This is a genomic window from Thalassoroseus pseudoceratinae (assembly GCF_011634775.1).
Classification (GTDB): domain Bacteria; phylum Planctomycetota; class Planctomycetia; order Planctomycetales; family Planctomycetaceae; genus Thalassoroseus; species Thalassoroseus pseudoceratinae.
Window position 1 is genome coordinate 567,589 of record NZ_JAALXT010000004.1, and the last position, 20,025, is coordinate 587,613.

A 20,025-nucleotide genomic window follows, 5' to 3' on the forward strand; every position below is an offset into this window, starting at 1 on the left:
GCGAGTCGACAAGTTCTAAGACCCACAAGACCAAATCTAGTTTTCGTGTCGCGACTGACGTTTCATCTTCACCAGAAAACACCAAATCGGACGCAACACACATCATCAATGTGATCTAGACACCAGCTCTCGCCAGAGCATCGGAGATCTTCTTCGCATCAGTGGCAAGCGGACTTTCGGGGAACTCGGAGATGAGTTGGTCAAATCGCCGCCGAGCATCGGCACGCCGGTTCATGCGATACAAGCATCGCCCATAGTTAAAAAGAATCACATCAAGAAACTTCGCGTCTGGGTAGTCCGTTAGCACAGTTTCGAACGTATCGATGGCTCGGGCGTAGTCTTGTTGTTGGTAGTAATGGTTCGCCATCTTGGAAACGGCTTCACCGACTCGTCCACTTTCGGGGAACTGATCAAAAACCTTTTTGTACTCCTGGAAAGCCCGGTCGAGAAGTTGTGACCGTCTTGCTTCATCGGTGTCTTCGGCGAGTTGCTCGTAGCAAGCCGCGATTCCGAATTGCGCTTCGCCACGCAGGTCACTACTTTGCATGCTTACCAGACGGTTGTAGATACCGATCGCACGGTTGATATTGCCTTGCGTTCGAGCCACATCCGCGAGTTGTAGTAAGGCGTCGTCAACGAACCCGCTATTAGGAAACTCGCGTTGTAGTCGTGTCGCCATTGCCGCTGCGAGATTGAGATTATCCATCTCATAATAGATTTCCCAAAGCTGCACGTAAGTCTGTTCGAGCAGTGCCCCACCGAGTTTGACGGCATCGCGAGTCACGTCTTCACAAACTTCCAACGCTTGTTGATACTTGGCATCCGCTTGCTTTTGCAGTCCAAACTCTTTGTAACGGTTACCGATATTCGTAAGGGCGTCAGCGGTTCGCAGTCTTGTGCGAATTCGCAATTCTTCATCGCTAATTACGCTTCGTGTCACGCGTACTCCACCGAGGTTTCCGTCAACGCACTTTGCGGACGCCTGAACCGAGTTTGCACCGGCACTAGTGTTTTTCTCGTCGAGATAAGTCACGCGGATGACATCGCCCGTGAGTGCTTGCAGAATGTCGTCATCACTCACGACGGTTTCCGCTTTAATGAGTGGAACCGTGGTTCGGAACACTCCGGTAAACACCCCTTCGACAGTAGTCTCCGAAGGACTATCAGCCGCCTGGTCTTCATCCTGCAATGACTCAGCGAGTTGAACTGTCTTTGATTCCGTCAGCGATAGTTCGACCCGGTCGATGAGTTTGTAAGGGTCCGGTTCGATGGCTGCTTCGGAGTCTTGAGAAACTTCCACAGAGTTTGCACCGGCTAATGTCGCGATCTCATCGTTGAGTTCTTCTTCAGTCTTGCGACGATAGACTTCAGCGACAGCCGTTACCGATTCCACACTCGCGCCACGATCTCGATCGTAATCCGTGATTTGCACATTGACTGGTTTTCCCAGCACAACGCCTTGCAGTGTTTCGCGATAGGCACCATCCGTCATTTGCACAATTGCGTTCGCGACAATCGGAATGTTGCGGGTAACCGGGCGATTGAATTCCCGGTCGGCGGTGTGTTCATCGATGTAGCTAATAGTGATGGAGTCATCACCCTTCACTTCCAATGTCTCGTTGTATTGCTGTGGCGGTCCGAGTTGCGTGGAGATGTTGCCTAGCATTACACGCACATTGCGCCCCAGTTGAAAGCAACGAACTTTTTCGCTGTCCCCACCACTCGTTTCACAGAGAACTTCAATGGATTGGCCTGGCTCTAAGGCGGCGAGGTCGGCATCGTCGATTTTGATAAAAAGCCGTTTGCCGGCTTCCGCTTTTTCGCGGCGGCTGTCGTCTTCGGTCAACGCCGTGCCGACCTTCTCAAGCGAATCAATCGCCCGACTGTAATGCCCCAACTGGAAGTGCCCGAGTCCGATGTAATAATAAGCTCTGTTAACTTCGCTACTCACCGGGTACTGCTCGATCACATCCCGCATGATCGCGAAACATTTCCCGTAATTGCGAACCTCGTAAAAACAAATTCCCATTTGCACAAGAGCTTTGGCTCGTGCGTCGGCATCTCGATTTTCCTCGTCGGCTGCCGCTTGGAACTGGGCTCGTGCGCGGTCGTAAGCTCGTTCACGATTGAGAAAGAAATCGCCCAATCGCATGTGGGCCTCGAAGCGAACTTTGCTCCGTGGATAGCGTTCGATCACACTTTGCCAAATTTCGACTGCCTTGCGTGTTTCGTCCGCTTCCAAACGGGCATCACCGGCTTCGAGAAGCTTTTTGGCGGCACGGTCCTCAATGAACGAACCTCGGCTAGGCCGTGGCGACTCTTGGGCCACGAGTGATGTCTGTCCAAGAATGACCAACGTAACAAGGAGAAACAATCGAGCCATGAGCATGACATTATCCAGGCAGATTCGAAACACGATCGGTCAGCAAAGAACCATTCGTATTTTGAACAGTCGATATTGAAAAAGCCACAAGCGAATCGCTCGTGGCTTGTCGTAGAATTTTGGACACTTTAGCTAAACAGTTCGGAAACTGGCGTGCCGTTGTCGACCAGTTTCATCGGTCGCTGTAATGGTGTGAGGACTTCCTTGTCAGGATCAATCCCCAATGTGTGACAGATCGTGGCGTGCAAGTCGGCGACTTGTACTGGCCGATCATGCGGATCGAAACCGTCGGCATCCGAGGAGCCAATCACCTGCCCGCCTTGAATCCCACCACCAGCAAGGAAACAACTAAACACGTTCGGCCAGTGATCACGACCGGCGTTCATGTTAATCTTGGGCGTTCGGCCGAATTCACTAAGCATGATGATCAGTGTTTTCTTCAGCATGCCGTTCTCATGCAGATCGGCGATCAACGAAGCGAGTGCCGAATCCATCGCCTGGCCATGCCCACGCATCGCCGGGAAATTGTTGGAGTGCGTGTCGAAACCACCACGGTTGACCTGCACGAATCGCACGCCCGTTTCAATCAACCGTTTCGCCAATAGTGCCCCTCGACCGAACGTGGTATCGCCGTAGCGGTTTAGTGTTGTCGTGGGTACGGTGTTCAACTCAAAAGCTTCCAACGCAGGCGACCGCATCAACGTGACGGCATCGTCGATGGCGGTTTCTGTGGCAGTCAGTGCGGCGGCTTGCTTGTTGCTAGCATACCGATTGTTGTACTTCGACAGAATTTCCAGTCGGCGATCACCTCGTGTCCGCGTAATTCCTTCGGGGAATGCCAGATATGGGTCCTGAGCACCAGGCCGGGGGACGAAATAGGCTTCGCAGCGTTGTCCAAGATACGAGGCTTTCCGAGCCCGACCGCTGATCGAAACAAATGCCGGCAAATCGCCGATTTTCTGTTTCTCATGGGTCACCACCGAACCGATCCCAGGGTGCTGAATGTTCGGCGTTTGCGTGTAACTGGTTTGCAGGTTGTACGTCGCTTGACCGTGGGCACCTTGTGTTCCGGCAATCGAGCGAATCAACGCGGCATGGTGCATTTGCTTGGAAAGTTCGGGGAAGATCTCCGAAATCTGCACGCCTTCGGCCGAGGTGTCGATCGGCAGAAACTCCCCAGCGGTGGGCCGCCCCGGTTTGGGATCCCAGGTGTCGATGTGGCTCATGCCGCCGCCATTCCAGAACAGAATGACGTGTTCGGCCTTCTGCTCGCCAGCTGTTCCGGCGTAGGCCAAAAGGTGCCGCACTTGCAACCCTAGCAAAGTTGCGCCGGTCGCTCCCAGCATGGCTCGGCGAGACATTCGATAATCTGCACATCCTCGACTCATACCTGGCACCCTTTGCATCCAGAAAGGAATTGGTGATTTGACATCAAGACATTGTGTTCGGCCTTACGGCAAGAACCGAAACTCATGAGAGTTCAGCAAGACCCAACGCAGATCGGCCAAACCTTGCTTCGGTGTTTCGGCGAATCCGATAACTTCCCGACCGTTCTCCAAGTCAGATTTCGTTGGTTTTCGGGTCAGAATTTCGCGGTAGGCCAAACGAATTGCGGAATCCAGATCAGGACTCTCGCCGGAGATGTAAGGATAGATCGGCTCAAGTTCCCCAACACGAGCCGCTTCATTCGTCAACTTGCCGTTGAGAATCATCAAGGCTTGCCGCATCGTGGGGCTTTGATCGCGTTCAGCACCGAGTTCGTTGCGATCGGTTTGACCGAACACTCGCACGAAGTGCCCATCAGGTGCCGGTGACTGCATCCGCATGGCGGTGGAATAAACCGGGTTGTCATCGACAATCGCTCGAGTAAAGACATCGACATACCCCATCCGCTGACGCTTCATCTCGTTCGCAAGTCGTTCAGCTTCGAGTTCTTCCGGTGTCTTGACGGTCATCTGTTCGACTTCGATGGCATCTTCAGTCTTGGCATCCGCGAGTACGGCATCGAAGTCGATCTCAATGGCCTTCTCAAAGTCATACCCAGACTGCTTGGAAGACATCGCTTGCGGCCCGGACATCGTTTTTGACATCGCCGCATTTGTTTTAGGTTTCGTCTGAATTGCAGCCAAATCGATGGAATCATTCCCTGACGGCTTCTTGGTCAGGCGGCTTTCTTTCCAGACCGTTTTGAGATTTTGCCCTTCCGGATGCTTCACCTCAAAAAGATGACCGGCGGTGATAATACTGTCGTAAAGAACTTCACTGATCATGCGACGCATCGGAGCTGCTTGGAAATTGCGTTCCAACGCCAATCGCTCGGCTTCCGGCAAACCGTCGGCCCGTGAGCGGCGGTAGGCATCGCTCAGTACAATCATCTTCACGAGTTTTCGCAGATCGAAACCGTTGGCAACAAACTCATCCGCGAGAAAGGCGAGTGTTTCAGGATGGGTAGCCGGATTGTTTTCGCTGAAGTCATCGATCGGCTCCACGAACCCTCGCCCTACCAACTCTGCCCACACACGATTGACGAATGAGCGAGAGAAGTACGGGTTTCGCGGGTCGGTGATCAATTCGGCGAGCTTTGCCCGCAACTCGCTGTTTCGATAGGCAGCAGCTTTGAGATCGATCCCGCGAACATCGTTCTTGGCTTCGTCAAAGACATCGAGTGAGCCCAAAGACCCATCGGTTTGCCGCTCGGCTTTTTTGGCCGCACCGGCGAGCAGATCATCAAGCGAGGGCTCATTCGAGGCGACTGGCTCTGGAGCCTCATCCTTTTGACGAAGTTGATTCAGCCGAGCCAACGGACGATACCGGCTCTCCTCCTCCACAAAGGAAATTGGAAAGACGGGCGGCATCGGCTGACGCTTTTCGGTGTCGGCCGCACCTTCCGGCGGCCACATGACGGTCGATTGTGGAAGCTCGGTGGTATAGACCCCGAGAACACGATCGTTGATGCGTCGTTCTTGACGTCGCGTTTTTCCGAAGTAGGCCGCGAATCCGTAGAAGTCCTTCTGGGTCCATTTGTCGAACGGATGATCGTGACACTGGGCACAGGAAATCCGAATACCCATGAAGACTTGCGACGTGATCCCAGCGAGCGCCATGGGATCAGCGTCGTCCCCCAAAATAAAGCCAACTTCAGGAACGGCCCCGGCTTTTCCGCCGGAAGAAATCAATCGACGAGCCAATTCATCGTAGGGCATGCCCTCTTCGACAGCATTATGGACATATGCGATCAACGCGGCTCCGCCTTCGGCGTTACTCCGCAAACGAAGCAGATCGGCATAGAAAGCGGTCCATCGGTCGGAAAAGCGTTCGTGTTGAAGCAACTTCTCGACGACTTCCTGCCGACGAACGGATTTTGGCCACGCCATGTACTCGTCGATTTCCGCTCCAGTCGGAATTCGGCCAATCAAATCGACACTGACTCGTCGCAAGTACGCCAAGTCGTCGACTGGGGACAATGGCTCGGAGTCGACTCCGCCGCGTTCAAGCTCTGCTTGCAGAACTTCGTCAAGCGAGGGAATTTCCGCCGCCGATCCCACGGAAACGATTCCGCAGAAAGCGACGAACAAGCCAATTGTCCAACGGGAACTTGTGATCATCCGAGAATCCTCTCCCACGAATCGTTGGAACGAATATCCAAGTTTTGGAACGTGTGGTTATCAAGGAATGAGCATTCTCAGAGCAGCGTTACCCCAAAACCGAAGTTTTTCGACATTTTTTCCTGGGAATCGTCTCAGAAATTCCGTCAGGACCGGTTTTCGCCGAGCGTTGACGACAACATCAGACGATGCAGTTCCTCAATACTGGTTGTGCCCGCCAGAACTTTCTTTCGCCCGGCGGTCTCAAGGGTCATCATGCCGTCTTGCATGGCGAGTTCGCGAATCTCGCTACTGCTTTTCCCTTTCAGAATCGCCTCACGTACCGACTTGGTGATCGCCATGACTTCGAACACCCCAACTCGTCCCGAATAGCCGGTGTGAAAGTTTTCGACAGAGGGAATTCCCCGTGCCAAGTTCACGGAGGCGGCGTCTTCAGGATCGATGTCCAAGATGCGACATGTGGCTTCATCGGGATGGTACAACTCGCGGGCTTTGGTACAGACCCGCCGCACAAGCCGCTGAGTGATGATGCACCGCACACTGTCAGCGATGAACATGGGGGGCACGTCATATTCGCGGAATACGTCAATGGTGCTTGCACAATCGTTTGCATGCATCGTGCACAGAACCAACACGCCGGTCAAAGCGGCCCGGCAGGCAATATGCGAGGTTTCCGCATCACGGATTTCGCCGATCATGAGCACATCGGGGTCCTGCCGCAATACGCCCCGCAATGCCTCGACAAATCCGAAGTTGATCTTGTTGTCCGTTTGAACCTGCACGACGTTTTCGAGACGGCGTTCCACGGGATCTTCGAGCGTGGTCAAACAGCGGTGCGGATCGTTGAGACGTTCCATGCAGTTATACATGGTCGTGCTCTTGCCCGACCCGACGGGGCCGACACTCAACAACATTCCGTAAGGTGACTCGAGTTGTTCACGCAGCACCTGCGCCTGCTCCGGTTCCAGCCCCAAGTCTTCCAATTCCTGGAACCCGTCCGTTTGGGGCATTAGTCGAAGAACAATTCGCTCGCCGTGAATTGTGGGCCCGCTTCCGACTCGGATGTCCCGAGGCTGATCAGCCATGGAACCTGAGATTCGGCCATCCTGTGCCAACCTTCGCTCGGTGAGGTTCATGTTGGCCATCAGTTTGACACGAGAAATCACGTGTGAAGTCATTGATGGCGGGAGCTTGACGATATCGTGCAGCAAACCGTCAACTCGCAACCGAACCCGAAGTCCATTACTGGTCGGGTCGAGGTGAATATCGGTGGCTTTCAGTTGGAATGCCCGTTCCAAGAGCAAATCGACCAACGGCCCCGGACCGACCACGTCTTGAAGTTGGTTCAATTCGGCCCGCAACGCATTCTGCCGGCCCTCCAAATCCGAATTTCCCTGATTACTCTGGTTCATGGGGAGATCGTCTCTTCAATTCTAGATGGCGGTTGAGGCATCGATTGCGGAGATACTCTCAGTGTTTTCTCATTTCAGATCGTCTTCCGGCAGACTTCCTTCGTCTTCACCACTCCCATCGGAGGGTTCCAAGACCGCCGAATGCGGGTCGGCACCGGCATCGTCTTTCCCGACTTCGTTTTCACCCTCGATGACGGGTTCTGCGTGCTCGACGGCGTTGGTATTCTCGATGTCTTGCTCGACGTCATTGGCATCGGGATCGGCCAGGGCATTGCGAAGAGCCGCCCGCAACGATGCAGGATCGACTAACTGGCTCATTAGGATCGTGCAAACCGCGACAGCCACCGTGCACGCTCCCAACACGCGAAGACCACCTTGGTATTTCGCGATGCTCAACACCCCGAGAATTGCCGCGACCGTCGCATTCCCGATGATCAACGTCGTCCAAACCAACTGATTGAATAGCGTCGGCTTCAACCAAAACAGGATGCAACAGCCGAATGCCACGATCGCCATCAGCGGAGCCGCCACGGCGACGACCTGACTTTCCCGTTTTTCGATCTGAGCCTGACGCGGTTGCCCGAGCTTCTCCAACCCCTCCTCTCGCGAGTCGGCGGTTTCCCAGACCTTCAGTAGTCCGGCGATCTGCAAGACCTCCTCGACAACCGGATGAGTCGTGACCACAATCATGCGACCACCGACGGCATTGACCGATTTCCAAATCCGCACCACCAATGCCACCATCGTGCTGCTGATGTAATTCAGCTTGGTGAGATCGACGAGAACCCCTGGTTCAGTGTCTTCTCGGATCAGTTGAATCACATGGCTTCCGGCGGCTTCGACGTCGGTCCAAGGAGCATCGGCAAGCACGGGATTGAGCACAACGACATGCCGCCCCGAAAGTGTCTCATAGTGCAAAGTGGACTCACCTGTGGACACGAGAGACCCTCCTTATGACGGGCCGACGATCTGAAAATCACAAACGAATGATTGATGCTGAATTGGACGGAACAGTGGCTCCGTCGAATGGCCCGACCGACAACCGTTGATAAGCATAAAATTTGGAAATAGTTGAAGATAGATGTCTGAATCAAGAGTACAATCTTGAAGAAACACCCTCAGTCATCATGGTCGGCACCAGCGTGAAACGCAATGGTTCCCCTGGGGAATTTTCTGGGAAGTTCCTCTTCACCTTTTCCGGGGATTCTGCCGCGAAAGTTTCGTCAGCGATCCGGTCGCGCCCGTTGGAACGAAAACCGTGATCGTGGTGACGGTATCAATCGTTGCAACAGTTGCCCAGGACTTGGCTTCCGACTTGATCAGTGGTCTGGAATTTGTTTGACAGCCCCTCGATTGGCTCGTAAGATCAAAAAGTGCAGGGTTCCGTGCCCAAGTCACATAGATTCAGATGTCACACAACGTCCCCAATCACAATAAGGATTGCCTCCAATCCCAACTCAGCGGGACGCCAACTCGATAACCTCCCCGGTTGATTCAACTCTTGAAGGTGCGGTGTGTTAACGACAATCAGCAAAGTGTTAGCGGTTCTCGTCACCGTCTTCAGCCTCGGATTCCTGGCCATCGCCGGGGTTGCGGGTGTGGGTGGTCCGAACTGGAAGGGAATCGCCGAAGAAGAGCTTCCCGAGTACCAGTTCACTCGCTCGGAAGGCGAAAACCCGACGTGGTCGGTCAAGAACTTGGAAACCGGTCAGAACGTGGGTTCCCCATCGCCGGTTTTGGCTCAGAAGATCGTGGATGCGTTCAACGAAAAGAAGCAAAAACAGCAAACACGAATCACCGAGTTACAGCAAGGCTCGCCCCAGCAACCGAGCATTCCATTCTTGAAACAAAGTATTGCAACGACGCAAAACTTTATTCTCGCTGACATTAAGTCCATCGAACTCACGCAAGACAATCTGCGAAAGCAGATTGCGGGCCTGAACCAACAAGTTCACGACGCCCAAACCCAATTGGCCCAGAAGGCTCAGGAAGCCGAAGCCCTGCACGATGAAGCGAAGTTGCGTCGCGATGACGTGTTCCGTCTGCAGAATCTCGTCGAGGAACTGGAAGCCGACCGCTTCCGAATCGTTGAGTTGCAACGGAAACTACGCGATGTCCGCGAACGCTATCAGGGCACGATCAATCGGCTCGAGAATCGACGCGAACAATTGAAGACTCGGCTGGCAAAGCAAGATTCGGACAAGACCGTTAGCTCGGTCCCCACTGCCTCAGCCGTTACCAACGAGCGTTCGTGATTCGAGTGTCGCGGTTCATGGAACCTACAGTGCGGTTCGTCGCACATTGGCATTCGGGTCTCGAAGGCGTTCACCCCATAGGAATTCGTTAATTTTTTCCGATCCCGTCAGTTTTGCAGCCCAAACAGACGCCGATCGATTTGACAAGGAGCGGCAGGATGACTTTCGTTGGAAAAATTCTGGTCGTTGTGCAAATGATTCTCAGCGTTTGCTTTATGGCATTCGCGGGAGCCGTGTACAGCTTCCAAGAAGATTGGCAAACCGCCTACAACAGTTCTCAGGATGAAGTCACGAAGCTCAGCGGCCAACTCAGTGAGGCCAACGAGAAAATCCGACTGATGGAAGCCGACGAGGCAGCAGACGAGGTCATTGAAACCAACCTGACCGAATACCTGCAACAAGGCCGCTTCGATGAACTCACCAGCCACATCGCCACTCCGGGCGTGAAGGCCCAACTGAAGCAGTTGGCCAACAACCTGGCGGATGCCCAAGCGCAACTGCAACGACTTGACATGGATTTGACGAATACCAAAGTCGAGCTGGAACGTCAAAAAGAGGAAACCAATCGGCTGCAAGTCCTCTCCGACCTCAACCAACAAGAAGCCAAACAACGGGCGGTTGAGGCGAAAGAATACAAAGACATCAACGCCAAGTTGAACGAAGAATTGAATCAAGCAGTCGTGAAGATGCAGGACTTGCGAGATCAAATCTTCAGCAAAGAAACCCAACTCGAGCAAGTGGCCGCGAAGCAAACCAAATTGCTCGACGAAATGGCGAACTACGTTCAAGCCGTCAACCAAGCTGGCATTGATATCGATGAATTCGTTGCCGCTTCCGAACCCCCGCCGGCTGTGAGTGGTAAAGTGGTTCGCACTCGGAAATCCGATGGCGGAGTCGTGTTGGTGGAAATCACCATCGGTAGTGACGACGGCATCGCCAAAGGTCACGTGATGGATGTTTACAACACCGACGGACGCGGAAAATACCTTGGTCAAATTCAAATTCTGTATACCACGCCGGACGCCGCCGTTGGCCGCGTGATTGACGAAGTCCGCAACGGCAGAATTCGGGAGAACGACGATGTCACCACGAAGCTCTAATGAGCCACCATCCCTGGGAATTTACACCGGCCTGATGCTCGTGGCGTTCCTTTCGCTCGTTCTTGGCTGCGTGATGCTCGTTCTGCAACTCGGTCAGTACAACTGGACCGCCGCGAATTAGCCCCATCATTGAATACTCAAAAAGCCCGCCAATTTCCTTGGCGGGCTTTTTCTGGCTTCGTTCTGTTGTCGGGATATCGATTCCAGGATCGCAGAATGGTCTAGAACGGTGTCTGACCACCGGTTGCGCCGTAAACCTCTCCAGTCACGTAACTGGCGTCTGGCGATGCAAGCCACACGAAGAGCGGAGCCAACTCGGCTGGTTGGGCTGGCCGCCCGAACAACGTTTGCTGACCGAAATTCTCGACTTGTTCCTTCGGCATTGTCGAGGGAATCAAAGGCGTCCAAACCGGCCCTGGTGCGACCGCGTTCACGCGAATCCCTTTCGAGATTGCTAGTTTCGCAGCCGCTTTGGTGAATCCGATCAACGCGGATTTGCTCGACGCGTAAGGCAGCAGCATCCCAGACGGGTCGTAACCTTGAATCGAGACGGTATTGACAATGCTCCCACCGGGTTGCAAGTGCGACAACGCCGCTTTGCATAGGTAGAACGGCGCGTACAAGTTCGTGCGAATGATGTCGTCGAAGACTTCAGATGAGAACTCCTCGATTGAGTCGCGTGTCTGCTGGTAGGCTGCATTGTTGATGAGCACATCCAAGCCACCCAGCTCATCGACTGTCTTCTGAATGACCTGTTGACAGTGTTTCTCGTCTTTGAGATCGCCAGGAATCAAGACTGCCTTGCGGCCGGTGGCTTCGACAAGTGATTTCGTCGTCTCAGCATCTTTGGTTTCGCTGAGGTAGGCGATTGCAACGTCCGCCCCCTCTTTCGCAAATGCGATGGCCGTTGCTCGTCCGATTCCGCTGTCCCCCCCAGTGACCAGTGTGCGGTAGCCCGAAAGCTTGCCACTGCCCTGATAAGATTCCTCGCCATGTGCGGCCGGCGGATTCATCTTTTCATCGGTGCCTGGCACCTCTTGAGGCTTTTGCGGAAACGGAGGTTGTGGATACAGTGTCCGTGGATCCTTCATTGGCTGTTCCTTTCAAGTGAATTTCGCTCACTTGCGAATTATAGAAGCGGCCTGACACAAGACGATTCGTGCGAAGCCCCATTCTGCGGTGGGTTATCTCCCCGGGCGGCATCTGAGCGGAACCGCAAGTTGTGTGCCCGATTCATCGTCACCGTCTTCGCGGAAAGCGAATTTCCTGATTGGCACAATCGTCGCAAACCTCATATGATGAGGGCGAACTGATACGCTCGAATCCATGCCCTTTCGCATTCTGTCTGTTCCTGTCTGGTGCTATGACTTCACCTCGCCGTCGGCTTCCATTCGTCGATTTACTTGCCGTGCAGACAGTCCGACGGTTGGAAAACGAAACGCCGAAGTATTACCCCGATATCGATTTGCGTCTGTCTGACGAATCGAAGCGGGGCGGCGACGGTCATCTCACAGAACCGGAAGGCGTGCTCGCCGACCGTGCGGGTGAGATTCTCCAAACTCGCTATGGATTCCAAACCGGTTGGGTCGGCGAACTCGTCGGCTGGTTGAAAGTCTCACGGGTGTTGGGATGCATCCTGGCATTTGCGTTGGCGTTCAGTGCCGCCGAGCCTTGGCTGAGCGATGGCGAAGTGGTGAATGTCGAATGGATTTTCGGCTTCCTTATCACGCTGGTGCTGTCGATGGCGATTGCCACACTGCTGATGGTGACGGCCATTTTTTCTCGACGCGGTACTCAATCCGAAGCGGGACTCGCCACGCGGTCGCTTTCGAAGTTGCTTGTCGTGCATTGGGTCATGTCGTTTTTGATCCGCCAAGTGCTTCCGTGGGTGCAGCGACGCATCCTCAAACGCGAGAAGGACCGCACACCGGAGCAAGTTCAGCAGACAGAAACCCTCTCGAAAGCCGCCCTGGAAACCCTGAGCCAGCAGTCCCGGCGATTCGCCTTGGAGACAGCCGCGACGAGCAACTTGATCTGGTTGCTGATCAGCCTCGGAATTTTTGTCTCGCTCGGCAAAATGGGGCTGTTCCGCGAATACAATTTCCGATGGCGAGCTACAATTGTTTCCAGTGAGTTCATGTTGGAGTCAACGCGAGCGTTGTCGCAACCGATTCAATCTTGGCCGATGGTGATGGTGCCGGACGCGGCTGATGTTCATTGGCTGACGACTGGCGAAATTCCCGCCCCGCCCGATGAAAAACTCAGCGAAACGGAAATTGCGGAACAATCGCAAGCCGCCCGACAAGCCTGGGGACGATTGTTCCTGGCGTTTGTGCTGTATTACGGTGTCTTGCCCCGTTTTCTGCTGACGTTGATCTCGTTTGCCCTCGCACGACGTGGTTGGCGGGAACTCGTTCCGAAAACGAACGAACCGTACTTCCGGCAAATTCTCGATTGGATCGAAAGTCCTCCATTCCGCACGGAAGAACATCCATCACCGCAACCACCAACGCCAGTCACTGTTGTCTCCCCTGCTCCAGTTTCGGCACCAACCGTCGACGATTCCCCCGCTGATGCAGACATCGAGACCGAACCACCACTGGGAAACAACGTGGCCGTCTTTGGATTCGACTTGGATTCGCCGAAGAACGGCTGGGAGACCGCTCTGCCGTTGCGATTGCTTGGTCAGCCGTTGGATCTTGGAAGCGGTGCTACCCGCGATTCCCGCAAACGAATTCTGAACACACTCGCCGAACAGCAAACGGAGATCGGGAGCGTCGTGTTGGTCTCGAACTTGACCGACAATCCCGATGGATTGTTCGAAGACTTCGCTCGTAAGGTCGTCGATGCCCTCGATCATCGCACGAGCAAAACGATGCTACTCGCGGGAGGCGAGCGTTTGCGACAACGGTTCACTGGCGATGCGTCGAAGATTTCCGCCCGTGTCGAATTGTGGACGCAACGAGCGGTTCAATCGGGTTTTGAAGAGAGCGGGATACTGGAATACGATTTTGAGAATGCGACCGCGACGGCACGCTCGGCGTTGGAAGATCGGTTATCCAGACTCGCGGAACTTCGCAATGGAAATGGCTCAGCGAGTGCCTCGGTTCAATCAGCCGGACATATCCGCAAAGCGACCGCGTTGATCTCCGGTTACGCAAGCCGAGACACCGCGCAAAAAACGGAAGACGAACTGCGAAGCGATGCCATTCGTTTGCACGACGAACTCCGCGGGTTGTACCAGAAACAAGCGAGTCAACTCGAGAACGCGTTTCGGAATGTGTCGATCGATACCAATCGATTGCAAGCCGCCGTTCAGAAAACAACCGGAGCCGTCGGCGGGCAATTCGAGAAACTCGAACACCTCAGCCGCATGAGCGAAACAATTGGCCGATACACGCAACGACTTAGCGGCAAATGGGCCGTGGCGGGTGGGGTGTTGTGCGGTGTTGGCAGCGGAGCACTTACCATGATGGCTTCCCCCGCGCTGATCCCTGCCATTGTTCCGGCGGCCATGATCGGGGCGAAAGCGGGAATGCTGGGTGGAGTGGTCTCGGCTCACGCTCCACATTTGGCCGCCAAGTTCGGCTGGTCGGGCGACGACGCCGCGACAGAAACTCCGATCGAAACCGAAACGGAATCAGCAATCCCAGCATTCACACTCGACGACTTGGTTCGGCCGAACGCATTGTGGGCGTTGATCCTCGAATTCCAAGGCACGGCGGAAGAACAGATTGCCCGGATGTTGGAGCAAATTCTCGATCCGCTGTCCGACGATCCGTTGACGACCTCCGAACAGACCCATGCCTGGTTGGAAGAACTCGCCCGGCGGACGGAAACCATCGTTGCCGAATCGACGGTCGCAAGCGATAATCATGCCAGTCCGGCGGTTGGAAACTCTGGGCAGTCGTAAATTGCACTCTTCAACCCGCCGTGATTTCCAACAATCGTCTATTTACCATTCGTGTCGTTTGAAACGAAATGATCGGAAATGAGCACCGGTTCGGCTTCCCACCATTCCACGCCGGGCAATCTCGATACCCTTCTGCACGGCTATAGCTTTGCGGATTTGGAGCAGATCAACGAAGATCCGATTGTTGTGACGGTCGCCGGTCACGCGAACCATGGGAAGACGTCGATCATACGGACGTTCACACGGGATCGCAAATTCGGTGAAGTGCGGGACGAACCCGGTGTCACTCAGGAGGTTGGTTTCACAAGGTTCATCTTGCAAGGCAAGACCTATCTGAAGCTTTACGACACACCCGGCTTCCAATATTCCAGCCTAGCGATCGAAGAATGCGGTGAACTCGCGCAGATCGAGGACTTCGAGCGATTCTTTCAGGACGACCGATACCGCCACGACCGGTTGGCTCTCGAACAGGCAAGGAAGAGCCATATCATTTTGTATGTGATCGATGTCAGTCAACCGCCGAGCGAACGACTCCGCGACGACTTCCACATCCTCTCGAAATGCTTGGTCCCGGTGTTGCCATTGTTCAATTTTGTGGGGAGCGAACGGGAAAACCACGAGCAAGATTGGAAAACCACACTCCGACGGTTCAATTATCACGAGTTCACCCGCTACGACGCTCACCACTACAGCCCTGCACACGAGCAGCAACTCTACAAGCGGATGATCGAGAAACTCGACGACGATCCGCTTCATCGCAAGTTTCTTCAATGGCGATCCGAGGATAGCCGTCGTCGCAATGAGGAAATGGCCAAGCACGCTCGACGAGCAATTGCGGAAATGCTCCTCGATTGCGTTTCCTATCGGGAGAGCGCGACGAGTGTCACCAAAGAAACACGCAAAGACGTGGAAGCGATTGTTGTCGACAAATTCCGCAAGCAAATTCAGGATCGGGAATTTCAAGCCTTCCAACGGATTCTAGAGATCTACGACATCGAACCCACCCGTTTACACAACCAAGGCGATGCCGGTCGAGCCGCCCCGCTGTGGACTCGGGAAGTCTTCAGCAAAGACTCACTCCGCGTGTTCGGCAAAGGTGTCGGTGGTGGCGTGATTGGGGGAGCAACAACTGGCGGGACGATTGATGCATTCGTTGGCGGCGCGTCTTTCGGAACCGGTGCGGTCATCGGCGGATTGATCGGCGGGTTGGCGGGCTTTTTCGGAACCGCCATCGACAAACGGCAATACGACGAGGAAACCGGCACGGTGGTCATCCAAGCCGATCGGGATATGTGGCAAATGCTGACGGGTCGGGCGGCGGCGTTGCTCAAAGACGTTCAACACTGCGGAGCCGCCAGCGATGCGGAGTTTGAAGTCACCACTAAACCACCCCACTTCTCAAAAAAACAACTCAACGACCTCAATCAAATAATGTCGGAGATCGCCACTCAGCCACGGTTCACAGATAGCCAACTTGGTCGCATCATCGCCCGTCCGCTTGCCCCACGATTGGAGGCTCAACGAACGGAATTCCTCACCAAAATTGAACAATGGCTTCGGGGGAATCTCGAGTCTTCCTTCTGATCTCCCGTCATGTTGATTGCCGGCTTCTCCCTTCACTTTTCATTCGAATCGACGGTTTTTCATGGTTCAGCGTCTTCAGGGTTTGATCGTCGTTCTGGCTTTCTCGCAGGGAATCTGTTTTGCCCAGCGGTCCGAGTTGCCCAAAGCGATCGAAAAACGTGCCGATACCGATTGGCAAACGGCCCGACAAATCTGGCAATGGGCGGAACCGGGGTATCAGGAGCGGAAGTCTTCCGCGTTGTTGGCGGAGCAATTGGAACAAGCTGGACTGAAAGTCACTCGAGGCGTTGCGAATATCCCGACCGCCTTCACCGCAGAATACGGTTCCGGCAAACCGGTGATTGGGATTCTCGGCGAGTACGATGCCCTGCCCGGTCTGACGCAAAACGCAGTTCCGTATCGGGAGCCGAACCCCAAGGTCACGTACGGACACGGTTGCGGTCATCACCTGTTCGGTGTGGCATCCGCGGCGGCGACGATCGCTATTGCGGAACAAATCAAAGCCGGTGAGTTGCAAGGAACCGTGCGGTTCTATGGATGCCCGGCGGAAGAAGGCGGGAGTGCGAAAGTCTTCATGGTCCGCGAGGGATTGTTCAAGGATTGCGATGCCGTCCTGCATTGGCATCCCAGTTCGCAAAACTCCGCGGGGGACCGGTCATCGTTGGCACGAATGGCCGTGAAGTTTCAATTCATCGGACGCAGTGCCCATGCGGCGGGGGCTCCCGAACATGGTCGTTCGGCTCTCGATGCAGTTGAACTCACCAACTTCGCCGCTCAACTTCTGCGAGAACACACGCCGGACTTCACCCGCATTCATCACGTCATCACAGCAGGCGGCGGAGCACCGAACGTGGTCCCAGACTTCGCCGAAGTCTACTACTACATTCGACACCCCGAAGGCGAAGTCGTGCGGGGTTTGTACGAACGCTTGGTGAAATGTGCCCAAGCCGGCGCCCTTGGCACGGAAACCGAATTGAAGATTCGCTTCGAAGGCGGCATTCGCGAGATCATGCCGAACAACACGTTGGCTCAGATTGCCAAGAAAAATCTCGAAGAACTCAACGATTTGAAATACACCGATGAGGAAATTCAATTCGCTCTGAAGTTGCAAGCGACGATGCCGCACGCAAAATCGCTCGATGAGATTCACCAAGTCAACGACCGTAGCGGGACGATCGGAAAGGGATCAACGGACGTGGGTGATGTCTCCTGGGTCGTGCCGACCACGGGGTTTTCGACCGCGTGTTGGGTGCCGGGCACACCGGGACACTCTTGGCAAGCGGTCGCGTGTGGCGGAACCAAAATCGCAAAGAAAGGCATGGTGCTCGCCGCGAAAACCCTTGCGGTGACGGCATGGGACTTGTTCGAAAGCCCCGACGTGCTCCGAGCCGCAAACAAGGAATTGAAACGTCGACTCGGTGACGGTGAGTATCAATCACTCATGCAACCCGGTCAGAAACCACCACTGGATTACCGCAACCCCGCAAGCCGCTAAACCCGAATCATTGGGTGGCATGCCCATGGCTTTGCATGGGCATGATTCGACGTTCGTAACTGAAATCTCATGCCCACCCAAAGCTGTGGGCATGCCACACTTTGCCGATTTTGTGCGGCTCATGTTGTCATGCCCGATGATCCCCTGCTAACTCCGCTGCAATATCTCCCCGGTTGCGGGCCGGATCGTGCGGAGTTGTTCGCTCGGCTCGAGTTGCGAACCGTGGCGGATTTGTTGTGGCATCTGCCGCGGGAAGTGCTCGATCTGACGCACATCAGTGACCCACGAGAACTCGTGCCCGATGTTGTGCAGACGGTGCGGGGCGTGGTCATCGATCGCGAGAGCCGCCCGACTCGCAACAACCGCACGCTGACGAAAATCCTGATCGATTGCGGCAGCGAATCCGTGCGGGGAACATGGTTCAATCAGCCTTGGGTTTTGCGAAAATATCAGCTCGGACAGGTCGTCACCTTCGCGGGGAAACCGAAACGGAGCCAAGGTCGATGGGAGTTCACGCACCCGATCGTGCAGGAACTTCAGAACATCGACGATGAGACCGGTGGCGAGATGCTCGCACGATACGGTCTCACCGAAGGCTTGCAGCAAAACCACGTTCGGCGAGTGATGCAAACCGCAGTGGAGCAATACGCCGACGCCATACCCGAACATCTGCCGGATACGTTTCGCGAAGCACACAACTTGCTCCGACTTCCCGCCGCCCTGCGAAGCGTGCATTTGCCGGAGTCGTCCGACGAATACCAAGCGGGCTTGCGGCGGATTCTGTTCGACGATCTCTTCGAGTTTCAACTTGCGTTGGCGTTGCGTCGACGGGCTTGGCGAAAGCGACACGCCGCCCCGGTTCTGCCGATCACAGCCAAGATCGACGCTCGTATTCGTCGGCTGTTTCCCTTCCAATTCACAGCCGGTCAGGACCAAGCGATTGACGATATCACGCGAGATTTCGCCAGCGGTCAAGCGATGCATCGGCTGTTGCAAGCTGACGTTGGAGCGGGCAAAACCGCTGTGGCGGTCTATGCGATGTTGGTGGCGATCGCGGCGGGTTATCAAGCGGTGCTGATGGCCCCCACGGAAGTTCTCGCTTCGCAACATTGGGCGACGTTCGATGCGGCACTTTCACACAGTCGCGTGAAACGGGTATTTCTCACCGGACAGTTGACGGCGGCTCAGCGGCGGCGAGTGTTGGACGACATCCGCGTCGGGGCGACGCAACTCGTCGTCGGCACGCAAGCGGTCATTCAAGAGGGCGTGAAGTTCGGACGGTTGGGAGTGGCCGTCATCGATGAACAGCACAAATTCGGGGTCATGCAACGAGCGGGTTTCTCGACGGACGAAGAGACATCGCCACACGTTCTTGTGATGACTGCCACGCCGATTCCGCGGAGTCTGTGCCTCACACAGTTTGGTGATCTTGATGTCACCGCCATCACCGATCGCCCCCCTGGTCGGCAAAAAATCGTGACCAGTCGCGTCATCGGACCGAAATCCCGCGAGCGGGCCTGGAAGTTCATCAAGGAACAACTCCGTAAAGGTCGGCAAGCGTATGTTGTGTGTCCTCGGGTGGCGAGTGAAGACAACGACGAATCGATCGCATCCCCTGCACCGTCGCAAGATGGGAATTCTTTGTCCGCGAGTGCCGAGGACGTTTACGAGCAACTCCGGACCGGCGAACTGGCGGATTTTCAAGTGGGGTTAGTTCACGGGCAACTTGATCGCCAAGTCAAAGCCAACGCGATGGACGCCTTCCGCGAGGGCGAGACGCAAGTGCTCGTTTCGACGACGGTGGTGGAAGTCGGTGTGGACGTGCCCAATGCCACTATGATGATCATCAACCAAGCCGAACGATTCGGGCTGTCCCAATTGCATCAGTTACGCGGTCGGATCGGGCGAGGACGGTTCCAGGGATATTGCTTCTTGTTTTCCGATGCCGAAACCGACGAAGGAAACAAACGTCTGACGGCGATGGAGCAAACTTCCGATGGTTTCCGGATCGCCGAAGCTGACTTTGAACTCCGCGGCCCCGGCGATATTCTCGGCACCCGACAGCATGGCCAAATGCCACTGAAAGTCGCGGACCTGCGGCGAGAATTCGATCAGAAAATGCTACGGGAAACTCGGAAGGTGGCGTTTCGAGTGGTTGAAGTGGGTGACTTCGATGCCCCCGAGTTCGCTCCCACCAAAATTCGCGTACTGGAGCGTTTCGGAGAACTCATGGACTTGCCACAAACCGGGTGATCCGCCCGCCTTCACCAATTCGATA

The 20,025-nt window shown here is 55.0% G+C and carries 13 protein-coding genes; 7 read left to right on the top strand and 6 right to left on the bottom strand.

Going from position 1 to position 20,025, the window contains the following annotated elements; all coding sequences use genetic code 11:
- Positions 1 to 115 precede the first annotated feature (115 nt).
- The 5 genes from G6R38_RS16600 to G6R38_RS16620 form a co-directional block, all read right to left on the bottom strand.
- Entirely contained in the window at positions 116 to 2,383 is a 2,268-nt protein-coding gene (locus G6R38_RS16600; RefSeq protein WP_206028613.1) for a tetratricopeptide repeat protein, read from the bottom strand.
- A gap of 128 nt (positions 2,384 to 2,511) precedes the next feature.
- Positions 2,512 to 3,744: a DUF1501 domain-containing protein gene (locus tag G6R38_RS16605; RefSeq protein ID WP_206028614.1), complete on the bottom strand. Its 1,233-nt coding sequence runs from the start codon at positions 3,742 to 3,744 to the stop codon at positions 2,512 to 2,514.
- Positions 3,745 to 3,834: 90 nt separating this feature from the next.
- Entirely contained in the window at positions 3,835 to 5,988 is a 2,154-nt protein-coding gene (locus G6R38_RS16610) for a DUF1553 domain-containing protein (RefSeq protein WP_166828223.1), read from the bottom strand.
- A gap of 146 nt (positions 5,989 to 6,134) precedes the next feature.
- Positions 6,135 to 7,400, bottom strand: a complete 1,266-nt coding sequence (locus G6R38_RS16615) for a GspE/PulE family protein (RefSeq protein ID WP_166828226.1) — start codon at positions 7,398 to 7,400, stop codon at positions 6,135 to 6,137.
- Positions 7,401 to 7,469: 69 nt separating this feature from the next.
- On the bottom strand, positions 7,470 to 8,339 hold the full coding sequence (locus G6R38_RS16620; RefSeq protein ID WP_166828229.1) for an STAS domain-containing protein: 870 nt from the start codon (positions 8,337 to 8,339) through the stop codon (positions 7,470 to 7,472).
- A gap of 575 nt (positions 8,340 to 8,914) precedes the next feature.
- Here G6R38_RS16620 and G6R38_RS16625 point away from each other — a divergent pair.
- The 3 genes from G6R38_RS16625 (at position 8,915) to G6R38_RS16635 (ending at position 10,876) form a co-directional block, all read left to right on the top strand.
- The gene (locus tag G6R38_RS16625) at positions 8,915 to 9,655 is read left to right on the top strand and encodes a hypothetical protein (protein ID WP_166828232.1); all 741 of its coding nucleotides are present in this window, start codon (positions 8,915 to 8,917) and stop codon (positions 9,653 to 9,655) included.
- 158 nt (positions 9,656 to 9,813) lie between these two features.
- The gene (locus G6R38_RS16630; RefSeq protein ID WP_166828235.1) at positions 9,814 to 10,755 is read left to right on the top strand and encodes a hypothetical protein; all 942 of its coding nucleotides are present in this window, start codon (positions 9,814 to 9,816) and stop codon (positions 10,753 to 10,755) included.
- Complete coding sequence (locus G6R38_RS16635) at positions 10,736 to 10,876, top strand: hypothetical protein (RefSeq protein ID WP_166828238.1); 141 nt, start codon at positions 10,736 to 10,738, stop codon at positions 10,874 to 10,876. The genes G6R38_RS16630 and G6R38_RS16635 overlap by 20 nt, the downstream gene beginning before the upstream one ends.
- Positions 10,877 to 10,976: 100 nt before the next feature.
- Here G6R38_RS16635 and G6R38_RS16640 read toward each other — a convergent pair whose 3' ends face one another.
- The gene (locus G6R38_RS16640) at positions 10,977 to 11,846 is read right to left on the bottom strand and encodes an SDR family oxidoreductase (RefSeq protein WP_166828241.1); all 870 of its coding nucleotides are present in this window, start codon (positions 11,844 to 11,846) and stop codon (positions 10,977 to 10,979) included.
- A gap of 272 nt (positions 11,847 to 12,118) precedes the next feature.
- Between G6R38_RS16640 and G6R38_RS16645 the strand changes: the two genes are divergently transcribed.
- The 4 genes from G6R38_RS16645 (at position 12,119) to recG (ending at position 20,000) form a co-directional block, all read left to right on the top strand.
- Positions 12,119 to 14,668 (top strand): DUF2868 domain-containing protein, encoded by a 2,550-nt coding sequence (locus tag G6R38_RS16645; RefSeq protein WP_166828244.1) that lies wholly within the window; start codon positions 12,119 to 12,121, stop codon positions 14,666 to 14,668.
- Positions 14,669 to 14,746: 78 nt separating this feature from the next.
- Entirely contained in the window at positions 14,747 to 16,252 is a 1,506-nt protein-coding gene (locus tag G6R38_RS16650) for a DUF3482 domain-containing protein (protein ID WP_166828247.1), read from the top strand.
- Positions 16,253 to 16,313: 61 nt separating this feature from the next.
- Entirely contained in the window at positions 16,314 to 17,747 is a 1,434-nt protein-coding gene (locus G6R38_RS16655) for an amidohydrolase (RefSeq protein ID WP_166828250.1), read from the top strand.
- 69 nt (positions 17,748 to 17,816) lie between these two features.
- A complete protein-coding gene (gene recG, locus G6R38_RS16660) occupies positions 17,817 to 20,000 on the top strand; it encodes an ATP-dependent DNA helicase RecG (RefSeq protein ID WP_240928233.1) in 2,184 nt (727 codons plus the stop codon).
- The last annotated feature ends 25 nt before the right edge of the window (positions 20,001 to 20,025 follow it).